12 protein-coding genes are annotated in these 15,032 nt (G+C 69.9%); 6 read left to right on the plus strand and 6 right to left on the minus strand.

Annotated elements, in window-relative coordinates; genetic code table 11:
* Positions 1 to 311 precede the first annotated feature (311 nt).
* Together ddaH and ACIBTS_RS03220 are read left to right on the plus strand one after the other, a co-directional pair.
* Positions 312 to 1,088 (plus strand): dimethylargininase, encoded by a 777-nt coding sequence (gene ddaH, locus ACIBTS_RS03215; protein ID WP_399316167.1) that lies wholly within the window; start codon positions 312 to 314, stop codon positions 1,086 to 1,088.
* Positions 1,089 to 1,304: 216 nt separating this feature from the next.
* Positions 1,305 to 2,279 carry an acyl-ACP desaturase gene (locus ACIBTS_RS03220; protein WP_399316169.1) on the plus strand — a complete coding sequence of 325 codons (975 nt, stop codon included), beginning with the start codon at positions 1,305 to 1,307 and terminating at the stop codon, positions 2,277 to 2,279.
* Between the two features lie 134 nt (positions 2,280 to 2,413).
* Here the strand turns inward: ACIBTS_RS03220 and ACIBTS_RS03225 are convergent, their stop codons facing one another.
* Together ACIBTS_RS03225 and ACIBTS_RS03230 are read right to left on the minus strand one after the other, a co-directional pair.
* The gene (locus ACIBTS_RS03225) at positions 2,414 to 2,953 is read right to left on the minus strand and encodes a hypothetical protein (protein WP_399316171.1); all 540 of its coding nucleotides are present in this window, start codon (positions 2,951 to 2,953) and stop codon (positions 2,414 to 2,416) included.
* Between the two features lie 318 nt (positions 2,954 to 3,271).
* A complete protein-coding gene (locus ACIBTS_RS03230) occupies positions 3,272 to 3,517 on the minus strand; it encodes a WhiB family transcriptional regulator (protein ID WP_173877647.1) in 246 nt (81 codons plus the stop codon).
* A gap of 252 nt (positions 3,518 to 3,769) precedes the next feature.
* Here ACIBTS_RS03230 and ACIBTS_RS03235 point away from each other — a divergent pair, with 252 nt between their 5' ends.
* A complete protein-coding gene (locus ACIBTS_RS03235) occupies positions 3,770 to 4,561 on the plus strand; it encodes a VOC family protein (RefSeq protein WP_319671243.1) in 792 nt (263 codons plus the stop codon).
* A 21-nt stretch (positions 4,562 to 4,582) separates the two neighbouring features.
* Here ACIBTS_RS03235 and ACIBTS_RS03240 read toward each other — a convergent pair whose 3' ends face one another.
* Both ACIBTS_RS03240 and ACIBTS_RS03245 read right to left on the minus strand, forming a co-directional pair.
* Positions 4,583 to 5,608 (minus strand): LacI family DNA-binding transcriptional regulator, encoded by a 1,026-nt coding sequence (locus tag ACIBTS_RS03240; RefSeq protein ID WP_399316174.1) that lies wholly within the window; start codon positions 5,606 to 5,608, stop codon positions 4,583 to 4,585.
* A gap of 80 nt (positions 5,609 to 5,688) precedes the next feature.
* Positions 5,689 to 6,705, minus strand: a complete 1,017-nt coding sequence (locus ACIBTS_RS03245; protein ID WP_399316176.1) for a multicopper oxidase domain-containing protein — start codon at positions 6,703 to 6,705, stop codon at positions 5,689 to 5,691.
* Between the two features lie 198 nt (positions 6,706 to 6,903).
* Between ACIBTS_RS03245 and ACIBTS_RS03250 the strand changes: the two genes are divergently transcribed.
* Positions 6,904 to 9,381 (plus strand): ThuA domain-containing protein, encoded by a 2,478-nt coding sequence (locus tag ACIBTS_RS03250; protein WP_399316178.1) that lies wholly within the window; start codon positions 6,904 to 6,906, stop codon positions 9,379 to 9,381.
* A gap of 53 nt (positions 9,382 to 9,434) precedes the next feature.
* Positions 9,435 to 11,588 carry an OmpL47-type beta-barrel domain-containing protein gene (locus ACIBTS_RS03255; protein WP_399316606.1) on the plus strand — a complete coding sequence of 718 codons (2,154 nt, stop codon included), beginning with the start codon at positions 9,435 to 9,437 and terminating at the stop codon, positions 11,586 to 11,588.
* Here the strand turns inward: ACIBTS_RS03255 and ligD are convergent.
* Positions 11,575 to 12,633: a non-homologous end-joining DNA ligase gene (ligD, locus tag ACIBTS_RS03260; RefSeq protein ID WP_399316180.1), complete on the minus strand. Its 1,059-nt coding sequence runs from the start codon at positions 12,631 to 12,633 to the stop codon at positions 11,575 to 11,577. The genes ACIBTS_RS03255 and ligD overlap by 14 nt on opposite strands.
* 121 nt (positions 12,634 to 12,754) lie before the next feature.
* Between ligD and ACIBTS_RS03265 the strand changes: the two genes are divergently transcribed.
* Complete coding sequence (locus ACIBTS_RS03265) at positions 12,755 to 13,831, plus strand: ATP-dependent DNA ligase (protein ID WP_399316182.1); 1,077 nt, start codon at positions 12,755 to 12,757, stop codon at positions 13,829 to 13,831.
* Positions 13,832 to 13,841: 10 nt separating this feature from the next.
* On the opposite strand, the gene ACIBTS_RS03270 is transcribed toward ACIBTS_RS03265, so the two are convergent.
* Positions 13,842 to 15,032: a zinc-dependent alcohol dehydrogenase gene (locus ACIBTS_RS03270; RefSeq protein WP_399316184.1), complete on the minus strand. Its 1,191-nt coding sequence runs from the start codon at positions 15,030 to 15,032 to the stop codon at positions 13,842 to 13,844.

Consider the following 15,032-nt stretch of genomic DNA (forward strand, 5'->3'; position numbering starts at 1 on the left):
CCGACTCACGGAACGGGGCACAGCCCAGGACTCGGACCGGGCGCGGAGCAGGACTCAGCCCCGCTCTCGGGACGCGGCGCGGCCCGGGGCTCGGGATGGGGCTTGGGATGGGGGCCGGGGGCGGGGCTCGGCCGTGGGTCGGCGCAGGGCGGGGTGGGGTTGTTTTGGGGGCGGGGTGGGTTTCGGGGTGGGCATATTGTTACTGCGGGGTTTTGTCCTCGTGGTCCGGCGCTGCATGATGGCTGACCGGTGTCGTCCCCAAGACGCCGGTAGGGCCTGCCCTACGCCGCCGCCGATTCGGAGACCTGGACGTGCCCAGCAAGAAGGCCCTCATCCGCCGCCCCAGCCCGCGCCTCGCCGAAGGCCTGGTGACGCATGTCGAGCGGGAGAAGGTCGACGTGGAGCTCGCCCTGGAGCAGTGGGAGGCGTACGCCGAGGCGCTGCGGACGCACGGTTGGGAGACCGTCGAGGTCGATCCGGCCGACGACTGCCCGGACTCCGTCTTCGTCGAGGACACGGTGGTGATGTACAAGAACGTCGCCCTGATCGCCCGCCCGGGCGCCAAGTCACGGCGCGAGGAGACCATCGGGGTCGAGGAGGCCGTGGCGCGCCTCGGCTGCTCGGTGAACTGGATCTGGGAGCCGGGCACCCTGGACGGCGGTGACGTCCTCAAGGTCGGCGACACGATCTACGTCGGCCGGGGCGGGCGGACCAACGCGGCCGGCGTCCAGCAGGTGCGGGCCGCCTTCGAACCGCTCGGGGCGCGGGTCGTGGCCGTACCGGTGAGCAAGGTGCTGCACCTGAAGTCGGCGGTCACGGCGCTGCCCGACGGCACGGTGATCGGGCACATCCCCAAGGTGGACCGGCCTTCGCTGTTCCCGCGTTTCCTGTCGGTGCCCGAGGAGGCCGGCTCGCACGTGGTGCTTCTCGGCGGCCCGCACGTGCTCATGGCGGCCAGCGCGCCGAAGACGGCGGACCTGCTCGCCGATCTCGGTCACGAGCCCGTCGTGGTCGACATCAGCGAGTACGAGAAACTCGAGGGCTGTGTGACGTGCCTCTCGGTGCGGCTGCGCGACCTGTACGCCTGAACGGGTGAGCGGATCACCTTTTCAGCCCTGGGACCTGCGGATCCCGGGGCTGTTCGGCCTGCCCCGAATCACCCGGCGAAACACGGCTGATCAGCGATCTTTACAGCATCCTTAGCCGACGGCTTCGTAACCTACGGGTTCGTAGCCTACGATCCCGTAAGTTCCGGCCTCGCTCGCCGGATTGTTCCACTCCGCTTCACGTCCCCTGGAGTACCCGTGACGATCACCTCCCCTCACCTCGGCAGCCCAGCCGTCTGGACCGACGCCAAGCTGCTGTACGCGCTGGAGGAAGTGGTCGAGACCGAACTCAACCGGCACCTGAAGGTCACCAAGGACTGGATGCCGCACGAGTACGTGCCGTGGTCCGACGGTCGCAACTTCCCCGGCTTCTTCGAGGACGGCGAAGCCTGGGACAAGGAGCAGTCGAAGGTCACGGAGATCGGCCGGATCGCGCTGGTCGTGAACCTCCTGACCGAGGACAACCTGCCCAGCTACCACCACGAGATCGCCTCGCTCTTCGGCCGGGACGGCGCCTGGGGCACCTGGGTGCACCGCTGGACGGCCGAGGAGGGCCGGCACGGCATCGTGATGCGCGACTACCTGCTCGCCTCGCGTGCCGTGGACCCGGACAAGCTGGAGCAGTTCCGCATGGCCCACATGAGCGAGGGCTTCGAGTCGGACAACCGGCACTCGATGCTGCACTCGGTGGCCTACGTCGCCTTCCAGGAGCTCGCGACCCGCGTCTCGCACCGCAACACCGGCCACCAGTCCGGCGACCCGATCTGCGACCGCATGCTGGCGCGCATCGCGACCGACGAGAACCTGCACATGGTCTTCTACCGGAACCTGCTGAAGGCCGCCTTCGAGCTCGCCCCCGACCTCACCATGCAGGCGGTGCGGGACGTCATCGTGAACTTCCGCATGCCCGGCCACGGCATGCCCGGCTTCGAGCGGTTCGCCGCGCAGATGGCCATCGGCGAGGTCTACAACATGCGCATCCACCACGACGACGTCATCCAGCCCGTGCTGCGCTTCCTGAAGGTCATGGACATCGACGGTCTCGGCCCCGAGGGGCAGCGGGCGCAGGAGGAGATCGGCCTGTACATGGGCGGTCTGGACGCGGAGGCCCTGAAGTTCGACGAGAAGCTGGCCGCACGCAAGGCCCGCATGGCGGCCCGCGCCGCGGGCTGACCGCCCTCTCGTCCCACCGGTCCCACGAACGGCTCGCGCAGGAAACCGAATCCGGCGCGGGCCGTTCGGGCTGTCCGGACGCAGAGGCATCGCCGCGTCCCGGTGGTGGCCGGCCAACGTGTTGTGGGGAGCGGTCAGGCCGCGCGGCAGAGCGCCGCCCGCCTGTCGGCCGCCGCGGCCCGGGCCACGGCGGCCGGGACGGGACGGACGGCTCGGACGGTGGCCGCGACCTGCGAGCGGTGCCGCGCGAAGACGACGAGGCGCAGCACCGCGAACCGCGCGACACCGGCGAGTGCGGAGGCGGACAGGTAGACGACCTGTTCGAGCACCGCGCCGGGCGCCGCCACCAGTTGCCGCAGGAAAAGCATCGCCACACAGGTCACCGCATACGCGGCCACCGCGGACCCGGCCGACTGCGCATGCTGGCGCCAGGTCGCGCGACCGCCCGCGCCGAAGGTGAAGCGGGCGTGCAGCTCGGTGGCGAGCAGCGTGGACCCCGCGGTGACCAGGGCGTTGGCCAGCACCCAGGGAAGCCACAAGCCGAGGGCCGCCACGGCGAAGCTGGAGGCGAGCCCCACTCCGCCGCCGCAGAGCACGAAGCGGGCGAAGGCGGTGGAGGCCGCGGGTGTCGCCGAATGCTGAACCCGCGCTGCCTGAATCCGTGCTGCCTCCATGATCCACCCCCCTCGATCGCCCACTTCGCCGAACGTGCGTCCTTCGCCCCGCGAGGCCCCCACCCCATTGTTTCCCATGAGGGAAAAGCTACGTTGCATTCACCCATTCAGCAACGCAATTGTTGCGCATGAATGGCATCAGTGCAGTTCACGATAGGTAAATCGTTGCAATGAGTCCATCGTCAACGCAACAGGCACACCCTTGCTCGTTGCAATGGATCGGAGACGAACGCTACCCCGGGGGATGATGACCCCCGGATCCTAACCGCACCCCCGCGACGCGGTCTCTCGGATTTCGGGGTCAGCGCGACGTACGGGTCAGTGTGCCGTGCGCCTGATCTGCAGGCGTTCCTTCTCGGACAGTCCGCCCCAGACGCCGAAGCGTTCGTCGTTGGCCAGGGCGTAGTCGAGGCAGGCGGTCCGCATCTCGCACATGCCGCAGATGCGCTTCGCCTCCCGCACGGAACTGCCGGGCTCGGGGAAGAAGAAGTCCGCGCCGGTCTGCGCGCACAGCGCTTCCCGCTGCCAGGCGAGGTCGGGTGTGGGAATCGTGTCGGTGTACATGGCGAGAATCGTGCCCCGCGGCGAAAAACGTTCCATCAACGCCGCATATACGCGCCGCGGCACGGCCCCGGCCGCCCCGATGATGCCCCGGCGACGACTACGAGGCACGGCGGCGCGCGGAACGCACGGACCCGCTTCCCGCCCGTCTTCCCTCACGCCTCCCCGCCCGTCGTCATGCCCCGGCAGCGATTGTCAGTGGGCGGTGCCAGACTCGGCAGTGCAGAGAACGGGACCCCTTCGAGGAGGGCAATGATGCTCACCACCCGTTTCGTCAACGGCGCTCCCAACTGGATCGACGTCGGCACGTCCGACATCGACGGCGCCACCTCCTTCTACGGCGCGCTCTTCGGCTGGCGCTTCCAGTCGGCAGGGCCCGACGCCGGCGGCTACGGCTTCTTCCAGCTGGACGGGAAGACCGTGGCGGGCGGCGTGCAGACGACTCCCGAGCAGGGCCCGCCGTCGTGGACGGTGTACTTCCAGACACCGGACGCGGAGTCCACGGCCAAGGCCGCCGAACAGGCCCACGGCAGGGTGTTCTTCCCACCGATGGACGTGATGGGCCAGGGCACGATGGCGGTCCTCGCCGACCAGGCGGGCGTGCCGTTCGGCATCTGGCAGCCGGCGCTGACCAAGGGCGTGGACGTGGCGAACGAGCCCGGCTCCCTGTGCTGGGTCGAGCTGTACACGCCGGACATCGCCGCGGCGGCCGCCTTCTACAACACGACACTGGGTCTGGAGACCTCGGCCGTCCCCTTCCCGGGCGGCACGTACACCTGCGTCAACCCCGCCGGCGCCGGGGAGGAGGCGATGTTCGGCGGGATCGTCCCGCTGGCCGACGATCCGACGGAGGCCGAGTCGGCGCCGTACTGGCTGCCGTACTTCGAGGTCACCGATGTGGACGCGGTCGTCGCCAAGGCGGAGGAACGGGGCGCCAGAACGCGGATGCCCGCCACGGACGTCCAGGGCGTGGGCCGTATCGCCAAACTCGCCGACCCGTACGGCGCACGCTTCGCGGTGATCAAGAGCGTGCCGCAGGAGACGTGAGGCGGTGAGGGACGGGCCGGGCTACGCCGAAGTGCGGCGCACCACCGTGGTCGGCAGGATCACGCCGCCCGGTTCGTCGTCGGCGGTGTGCCGGTCGAGGCGGCGCAGCAGGAGGCGGGCCATGATCCGGCCCATCTCCTCGATGTCCTGACGGACCGTCGTCAGCGGCGGGTCGGTCTGTTCGGCGACGGGCAGCATGTCATCGAAGCCGACCACCGCGACGTCCTCCGGCACGCGCCGTCCGCTCTCGCGCAGGACGCGCAGGGCGCCCGCGGCGGTGAGGTCGTTGGCGGCGAACACGGCGTCGACGTCGGGGCAGCGGTCGAGGAGTTCGCGCATGGCCCGCTCGCCGCCGCCGGGGGTGAAGTCGCCCTCTACGACGAGCCGCGGATCGGTGTCGCCCATGACCTCCCGGTACCCGTCGAGCCGGTCCGCCGCGGACGTCTGGTCGAGGGGGCCGGTGAGGTGTGCGATACGGGTCCGGCCGAGGCCGGCCAGCAGGCGTACGGCCTCGCGGGCGCCGCCGCGGTTGTCGCTGTCGACATACACCACGTCCCGTGTGCCGTCGCTCCATCCGGGTCGGCCACCGAACACGGTCGGGACGCCGGCGCCCTGGATCAGGCCGGGGAGCGGGTCGTCGAGGTGCAGGGAGAAGACCAGCGCCCCGTCGACATGATGGCCGGCGAGGTAGCGGGCGACCCGCGCGTGGTCGTCGCGGCCTTCGGTGAGCAGCAGCACGAGCTGGTTGTCGTGGGCCGTCAACTCCTTGCTGATGCCGCGAAGTTGAAGCGCGAAGAAGGGGTCTGCGAAGACCCGGGTCTCCGGTTCGGCGATGACGACGGCGACGGCGTCGTGCCGCTTCGTCACCAGACTGCGCGCGGCCTGGTTGGGGACGTACCCGAGTTCCTCCACAGCCCGCCGGACCCGCTCCACGAGCGGCTCCCGGACGCCGTCCCCGCCGTTGACGACTCGTGACACGGTCGCCCGGGAGACCCCGGCCCGCGCGGCCACGGCCTCCAGGGTGGGACGCGGCACTGTCTCGGTCACTTCGGAGCTCCTCCTGGCCGGCTGCCGATCAGGATAGCTCCGGGCCACGAGCACGGTGAGAGCGCTCTCGCCGTCGGTCCTCAGTGCCGGTGCGTCTCGGGTGTCCTGTCCGTGTCGCCCGACTCCCCCGCCGCGTGCGGCTCGTGCGGCCCGTGCGGCTCGTACTCGGGGATCGTGCCGTCGGGCTTCTTCACCAGGAACAGTCCGACCATCCCCATGTCTGAGTGGCTCTGCACATGGCAGTGGTACATCCACGCGCCCGCGCCCACTCCCTCCCCCGCGAGCACCTGGAAGCCGAAGGAGTCGGCGGGGCCCACGATCTTGTTGTCGATGACCTGGCTGGGGTCGTCGGGGCCGGTGAGCATGCCGGTGCGGTTGTCGGCCCATCGATGACCGTGCATATGGAAGGTGTGGTAGTACTCGCCGTGCGTGATCACCACGAACTCGACCCGGTCGCCCACCGTCGCCTCGAAGTCGGGGCCCTGGTGGCCCGAGTGGGCGGGTCTGTTGTTGATCGTCATGTCGTTGAAGACGATCGTGTGGGTCACATCGGGCAGGACGTCGCCCTTGCGCCGGACGATCACCGGCCCGTACAGGCCCTTGCGGATGCCGCCCGTGCCGTGTTCCGTTCCGACGACGTGGTCGTGGTAGTGCCAGTAGCCCGCGCTGCCCGCCCGCCAGGTGCCGTCGGCGCGGCGGTCGGGGGCGTGGGTGCGCCAGGTGTAGGTGCGGGTGCCGCCGGGTTCGACGTCACTCCCGTTCAACTTCGTTCCGTCGCTGGACACTTCGTAGTCCAACCCGTGGACGTGCAGACTCACCGCCACATCCAGGGTGTTCTCGAACTCGATGTGGACGGTGTCGCCCTCGTTGAGTTCGATGAGCGGCCCGGGGATGGTCGCCCTGCCCTTCTCGAAGCCGTAGCCGAACTGCCCGTCGGGGAGCTTCTCGGCGTACAGCTTGAGATGTCTGACCGCTCCCCCCGGCGGCGCGAACGTCGCCGGCTGATCGGCGCTCACCGCCTCCGGGCCCAGGGACAGCGATGTCGCGACGGCGGCGCCGCCCAGCAGCACCCGGCGGTTGAACCCGCGTCTGTCCATGCCGAACTCCCCACCCTGGTACGGAATTTGCGACGATGAAGAAGACGTGCCCGTGATGAACCTGTGAGACGGTACCGGTCGTTCCGCAGTTTCTCCACACCCAGGACAAAGTTCGTGCCATTGCGGCCATAGGTATTGGCGAGTCACGCAAAGGGGTCTAGCTTCCTTGGCGCTGTCGCTGTGACCGAGGAGGTGCCCATGCACTTACGAGGGTTGAGCACGAAAAGACGAATCCGGGTGACGACCGTGGCGTGCGGGACGCTCGTCGCCGGCCTGCTGTCCGCGCCCGCCGCGGACGCGCGCCCGGCCCCGGATCCACCCCTGACAACGATGTCCGTGAAGTCGCCGCCGGGCGGCGCGAACGTACGTGTGCTGATCTTCCACGGGTCGGCCGCGGCCGGGGACGAGTCCCCGGTCGTGAACGCCGGGATCGAGGCCATCGAGCGGATCGGTCTGTCCGGACCGGCGGACCAGCGGTTCGCGGTCGAGGCCACCGACGACGCCTCGGTGTTCACCGACGGTACGGAACTGGGCCGTTACAACGCGGTCGTGTTCCTGACCGGCGGCGGTGACGTCCTCGACCCGGAGCAGGAGGCGGGCCTGGAGGCGTATATGGAGGCCGGCGGCGGGTTCGTCGGCCTTCACGACGCGGCCCGCGCCGAGCCGTACTCGAACTGGTTCACCGGTCTGATCGGCGCCCGCCCGGCCGCGTCGAGTCCGACGGCCGTTCAGCGGGCGACCGTTGAGGTCGGCGACCGACGGAATCCGGCCACCAAGGAGCTGCCGCTGGAATGGAAACGCCCGGACCTGTGGCCGAACTGGGTGAAGAACCCGTCCGGCGACGTGCACACCGTGGCCCGGGTGCGCGAGTCGACGTACCAGCCCGGCGCAAGCGCCAACGGCGCGGACCACCCGGTCAGTTGGTGCCGGGACTACGACGGCGGGCGCTCTTTCTACACGGGCATGGGCGGCACGGTGTCGTCGTACGACGAGGTCGACTTCCGTGCGCATCTGCGCGGCGCGCTGCTGTGGACGACCCGGCTGGTGCAGGCGGACTGCAAGGCGACCATCACCGGGAACTACAAGGCGGAGCGGCTGACCCAGCCCAACCAGCCTGGGCAGAGCGACCAGATCGGCGAACCGCACGGCCTGGTCACCGCGCCCGACGGTCGGGTCCTCTACATCGGGCGGGGCGGCGCCGACTCCTCCCAACCCGTGATCACCGACTGGAACAATCCGAACGTCGGCAAGGGCAAGGGGCAGATCCACGTCTACGACCCGGCGACCAAGAAGGTCACCCTGGCCGGGGAGTTGACGGTTTTCGGCAACAAGGGCGGCGGGGACGAGCTGATCAAGGTCGAGGAAGGGCTTCTCGGTATCGAGCTCGACCCGCGGTTCGAGCAGAACGGCTGGGTGTACCTGCACTACACACCCCACTCGGGCGTCAACCGTGAGACCCGGATGGCCGAGCGGCGCGTCTCCCGTTTCACGCTCGACCCCACCACGAACCGGCTCGACCTGAACAGCGAGAAGGTGCTGCTCAAGTGGCCGGTGCAGGTACACAGTTGCTGTCACGCCGGGGGCGGGATGTCCTGGGACTCGAAGGGCAACCTGTACATCGCCACCGGTGACAACAACTCCAGTGGTTTCAGCGACGGTTACTCCGGAAACAACCCGCAACCGAACTTCAGGGGAGTGTCCTTCGCCGACGCGCGCCGCACCGCCGGAAACACCAACAACCTCAACGGCAAGATCCTGCGCATCCACCCGGAGGCCGACGGCACATACACGCTTCCGGCGGGGAACCTCTTCACGGGCCGGGAGACCGCCGAGGGCGGCGGCAAGACGCGCGGCGAGATCTATGTGATGGGCGTCCGCAACCCCGCGCGGATCTTCGTCGACCGCACGACCGACATCCTGTACGCGGGCTGGGTCGGTCCCGACGCCGGCGACCCGTCGACGACGTGGGGGCCGGCGAAGTACGACACGTTCGCCGTCATCACCCAGGCGAGCAACCGGGGTTGGCCGTACTGCATGGGCAACAAGCAGCCCTACCGGGACCGCAACCTGCCCGATCCCTCGCAGCCGCTGGGCTGGTACGACTGCGACCACCCGAAGAACGAGTCGCCGAACAACGACGGCCTGGTCAACCTGCCGCCGATCACCGGGAACAACATCTGGTACTCGCCCCAGGGCGGCGCACCCGACTACCCGCGCGACGCGAGCGGCGTCCCCTCGTACCGCAAGGACCAGGCGACCTACCGGCTGCCGTGGCTCAAGGGCGGCGGGCAGGCCGCGATGAACGGGCCCGTCTACCGTTACGACGCCACGAGCGCGAGCGCGGCCAAGTGGCCCGCGTACTGGGACGGCAAGTGGTTCGTCGGCGACTTCTACGACGCCGACCAGCCGCGCAACGCCGTGGTCATGGACCCGAAGACGCAAGGGTCGGGCGGTCTGCCGGTGCACTCGGAGTCGCTGAAGAAGATCGTGCCCGTCGGCAACGACGGCATCAAGAACCTGATGGACTGGAAGTTCGGTCCGGACGGCGCCCTGTACGTCCTCGACTACGGCCGCGGCTTCTTCACCTCGGACGCCAAGTCGGCGCTGTGGCGGGTCACTTACACCGGCGGCGGTCCGACACCGGCCGTCGGCGAACTGGCGGGGGGAGCGCGGTGAAACGGCGAACACGGCAACGAAGAATCTGGCCGGTCCTCTTGGCGGCCGTACTGATGATGCTCGGACTGCAGGCGGCACCGACGACGGCAGCGGCGGCACAGTCCGAACCGGCGGCTGCCGCCCAGGTGCTCACCTGGACCGCGGGCGACGGCATCACCGCGTACGTGTCGGCGCCGACCACGGCGGTGGCGGGTCAGGCGACGATCGTCTTCGAGAACAGCGCGGCCACCGGCAACACCACCGGCATGCCCCACACGTTGACGTTCGTCACGAACGATCCCGAGTTCAACGACGACGTCACGCTGAACATCCTGGCCAACCCGAACGACGACATGGGCGGCCGCCACACCGCCGAGGTCACCCTCACGCCGGGCCGCTACTTCTACCACTGCACGATCCCCGGCCACGGCCAGATGCAGGGCATTCTCGTGGTCACCGAGGGCGGCGGCGAGGACACGACCGCGCCCGAGACGGCTGCGCAGGTCACCGGCACACAGAACGCGCAGGGCGAGTACGTCGGCTCGGCGAGTGTCGCGATCGGCGCGACGGACGACGGCGGGTCCGGCGTCGACAGCATTCAGTACGCCGTCGACGACCTGGCCGGCTGGATCCCGTACACCGCCCCCGTCGTCGTCGACCAGGTCGGCGCCCACCGGGTCCGCTACCGGGCGTTCGACAAGGCGGGCAACGTCTCGGCCGAGAAGAGCGTCGCGTTCACGGTCGTCGCCCGGCCCTCCGACGACACGGCGCCACCGGACACCTCCGCGACAGTGACCGGTGAGCAGAACGCCGACGGGACGTACGTCGACATGGCCACCGTCACCGTGTCCGCCTCCGACACCGGCTCCGGGGTCAACACCATCGAGTACGCGGTGAACTCCGGTGCCTGGCAGCGCTATACGGCGCCCGTGATGGTGCACCAGGCGGGCGCCCACACGGTGCGCTACCGGGCCACCGACAAGGCGGGCAACGTGTCCGCCGACAAGGACGTCCGGTTCACGGTGGTCGCGGCGGCCCCGCAGGACACCACGCCCCCGGTGACCGGCGTGACCGTCGACGGCACGAAGAACTCCGACGGGGCGTATGTCGGCAACGCCAAGGTGACCGTGAGCGCGACGGACGCGGGCGGGTCGGGTGTCGACCGGATCGAGTATTCGCTCGACAGCGGACCGTACCTCGCCTACATCGCACCGGTGACCGTCGACCGGGCCGGTCCGCACACCCTCGCCTACCGGGCCATCGACAAGGCGGGCAACACCTCCACCGCGCGCACGGTCACCTTCACGGTGGTGTCCAGTCACGTCCCGGCCCCCAACTGCCCCGAGTTCGACGAGCGGTTGACGGTCATCGTGGGCACGGTCGACTCCGGGGTGCCGAACCGGCTGACCGACAGCCGGTGCCGCATCAACGAGTTGATCGAGGACGAGAAGGAGTGGACGTCCCACGCGCTGTTCCTCAAGCACGTGAAGACGGTCCTGGACAAGCTGTTCGCCGACGGGGTCGTCGACGGCCGCGAGTACGACGCGATCCAGCAGGCGGCCCGCGAGTCCGGGATCGGCACGCCCGGCCAGACCGAGGGCTACCGCACCATCCTCGACGGAACCGCGGAGTCGTTCGCGCGATGGCAGCAGGTGGGCGGCGGCTCGTTCGCACTGAACGCCGACGGGTCGATCACCTCCGGCACGACACGGGACGGACTCGGCATGCTGTGGTTCCCGCAGCGCAAGTACGGCGACTTCTCGCTGAAGCTGCAGTGGCGCGACGACGCGCCCGGCACGGGCAACGCCAACTCCGGTGTGCTCGTGCGCTTCCCGTGGGTCCATGACCACCCCGAGGAGCCGCGGCCGGAGTGGGTCGCCATCAAGTACGGCCACGAGGTGCAGGTGCTCGACCGGCCCGACGGCGACATGTACAAGACGGGCTCGGTGTACGGCTTCGACCGGGTGGGACTCGCCGGGGCCGGCGTCACGCAGAAGGGCACCTGGAACGACTACGAGATCCGGGTGGTCGACCAGCACTACTCGGTCTTCCGCAACGGCGTGCTCATCAACGAGTTCGACAACATCGGCGGCCAGGAGTTCTCCCCGCCCCGCTCGGACGACCCGGGCACGGACGGACGGCGGTTCGCGTCCGGCTACATCGGGCTCCAGGTGCACAGCACGACGGACGTCGTCTCGTACCGGGACGTCCGGATCAAGGAGTTGTAGCGTCCGGAGGAGGCGCCTCGGCCTCGGCCGGGGACGCCTCCTTCTTCGCCCGGCTCGGCTGCACCCGCTTCGGCTCCCCCGGCATCTTCGGGTACTCCGGCGGATACGGCAGATCGCCCAGCCCGTGGTCGTGTTCGTCCCGGCGGGCGAGTTCGAGCAGGGCCTCCAGCGAGAAGCGGTGATCGTCCATGTCCGTGTGCACATCGCCGAGTTCGGCGAAGCGTGCGGGCATGGTGGCGATGTCGAAGTCCCGCGGGTGCGCGATCCCGACCTCGTCCCAGCTCAGAGGCGCCGACACGGGGGCGTGCGGGAGGGGGCGCACGGAATAGGCGGAGGCGATCGTGCGGTCCCTGGCCGTCTGGTTGTAGTCCACGAAGATGCGTTCGCCCCGCTCCTCCTTCCACCACTTGATGGTCACGTGGTCCGGCATCCGCCGTTCCAGCTCCCGGCCCACGGCGATGGCGGCGCGCCGGACCTGGGTGAAGGTCCATCTCGGCTCGATCGGCACGAAGACATGCAGGCCGCGGCCGCCGGAGGTCTTGGGGAAACCGCGCAGGCCGCCGAACTCGTCGAGGACGGCGCGCAGTTCGTGGGCGGCGCGGACGGCGTCGTCGAAGTCGGTGCCGGGCTGCGGGTCGAGGTCGACGCGCAGTTCGTCGGGGTGGTCGACGTCGGTGCGGCGGACGGGCCAGGGGTGGAAGGTGAGGGTGCCGTACTGGGCCGCCCACAGGACGGCCGCCTCCTCCGTCGGGCACATCTCGTCCGCGCTGCGCCCGCTCGGGAAGGTGATGTGGGCGGTCGGGATCCAGTCGGGCATGTTCTTCGGCGCCCGCTTCTGGAAGAAGGACTCGCCGGTCACACCCTCCGGGTAGCGCTCCAGGGTGGTGGGGCGGTTGTGCAGGGCGCGCAGGATGCCGGGGGCGACCGCCTGGTAGTAGCGGGCGAGGTCCAGCTTGGTGAAGCCGCGTTCCGGGAAGAACACCTTGTCCGGACTGGACAGCCGTACCGTCCGCCCGGCCACTTCCAGTTCCACCGCATCACCCATGCGAGCCACGGTAGACATACCTCCGAGACCTCGCATCAGCTCGGATCGGCTTGCCTCGGCCATCGGGCGGCATCCGGTCGCACACCGGGCGCCGCGCGCGAGAGGCGCGCAGAATCGGAGGATGGATCTGCCGGTGATGCCACCCGTGAAGCCGATGCTCGCCAAGTCGGTGACGGCTATTCCGCCGGGCATGCAGTACGAGGCGAAGTGGGACGGCTTCCGGGCGATCGTGTTCCGCGACGGGGACGAGGTCGAGCTGGGCAGCCGTACCGGGAAACCGCTTACCAGGTATTTCCCCGAGCTGGTGGAGGCGCTGCGGGAGCGGGTGCCGGAGCGCTGTGTGCTGGACGGGGAGATCGTGATCGCACGGGAGGGCCGGCTCGACTTCGACGCGCTCACGGAGCGCATCCACCCGGCGGACTCCCGGGTGCGCACGCTGGCCGAGCGGACCCCGGCGTCCTTCGTCGTGTTCGACCTTCTGGCGCTGGCCGACAAGGCGCTGCTCGACGTGCCCCTGAGCGACCGGCGGGACCTGCTGACCAGGGCGCTGGCCGGGGTCACCCCACCCGTGCACGTGGCGCCGGCGACGACCGACGTCGAGGTGGCCCGGCAGTGGTTCGAGGAGTACGAGGGCGCGGGCCTGGACGGCGTGATCGCGAAACCGCTCACCCTGCGTTACCTCCAGGACGAGCGTGCCATGTTCAAGGTCAAGCACGAGCGCACCGCGGACGTCGTGGTCGCCGGATACCGCTTCCACAAGAGCGGGCCGGTCGTGGGCTCGCTGCTGTTGGGCCTGTACGACGACCGGGGCACGCTGCAACACGTGGGCGTGTCCGCCGCGTTCCCGATGAAACGCCGGGCGGAGCTGGTCGAGGAGCTGGAACCGCTGCGCATGCAGGACGCGGCGAGCCATCCGTGGGCGGCCTGGTCCCAGGAGGCCGCCCACGAGACGGCCCGACTGCCGGGGGCGCCGAGCCGTTGGTCGGGCAAGAAGGACCTGTCCTGGGTGCCGCTGCGGCCCGAACGGGTGGCCGAGGTGGCGTACGACCACATGGAGAACGGGGCACGGTTCCGGCACACGGCCCGCTTCCGTCGCTGGCGTCCGGACCGCACCCCGCAGAGCTGCACGTACGCGCAGTTGGAGGAACCGGTGCGCTACGACCTGGCGGAGATCCTGGGGCCGGCGCCGAAGAGCTGATCAGACCGGCTCACGGCGTCATCAGGACCTTCACCGCGCCGTCCTGCTTGCGCTGGAACATCTCGTACGCGTGCGGGGCGTCCTCGAGCGGCACGCGGTGGGTGGCGAAGTCGTCGACGCCGAGGGGGTCCTCGTCGGTGAGGTACGGCAGGATGTCGTCGCTCCAGCGGCGCACATTGGCCTGGCCCATGCGGATCTGGAGCTGCTTGTCGAACAGGGTGAGCATCGGCAGCGGGTCGGCCGTGCCGCCGTAGACGCCGACCAGGGAGAGGGTCCCGCCGCGACGCACCAGCTCGATGGCGGTGTGCAGGGCGGCCAGGCGGTCGACGCTGAAACGTTCCGCAAGCGGTCCGCTCAGTTTCCGCGGCAGCAGGGCGGAGGCGTTCTGGATCATGCGAGCGGCCGCGCTGCCGTGCGCCTCGGTGCCGACGGCGTCGATCACGGCGTCGGGGCCGCGGCCGTCGGTCTCGTCGCGGATCGCGGTGACCAGCTCCTTCTCGCTGTCGAAGCTCCTCAGGTCGTACGTCTCGACGCCCCGCGCGCGGGCCCGGCGCAGCCGGTCGCCCACCAGGTCGATGCCGAAGACCCGGCCCGCGCCGCGCACCTGGGCGACCCGGCAGGCCATGTCGCCGATGGGGCCGAGGCCGAACACGGCGACGCTGCCGCCCTGCGGGACGTCCGCGTAGGCGACCGCCTGCCAGGCGGTGGGCAGGACGTCGGAGAGGTAGACGTAACGGTCGTCGGGCGGCCCCTCGGGCACCTTGATGGGCCCGAACTGGGCCTGTGGCACGCGCAGATACTCGGCCTGGGCGCCCGGCACCGCGCCGTAGAGGCGGGTGTAGCCGAACAGGGCGGCGCCCATGCCCTCGCCGGTGACCTGGGTGGTCTCGCACTGGGTGGGCAGCGCGTTCAGACACATCCAGCAGTTGCCGCAGGCGATCTGGAACGGCACCACCACCCGGTCGCCGGCCTTGAGGTCGGGCACCCCGGCGCCGACCGCCTCGACGATGCCCATGGGCTCGTGGCCGAGGATGTCGCCCGGGGTCATGAACGGGGTGAGCACCTCGTACAGGTGCAGATCGGAGCCGCACAGGCCGCTGGACGTGATGCGGATGACGGCGTCCGTCGGTTCCTGGATCGTCGGGTCGGGCACGGTGTCCACCCGTACGTCGCGCTTGCCCTGCCAGGTCACTGCCTTCAT

The organism is Streptomyces sp. NPDC050121, from assembly GCF_044460385.1.
Lineage (GTDB): Bacteria > Actinomycetota > Actinomycetes > Streptomycetales > Streptomycetaceae > Streptomyces > Streptomyces soliscabiei.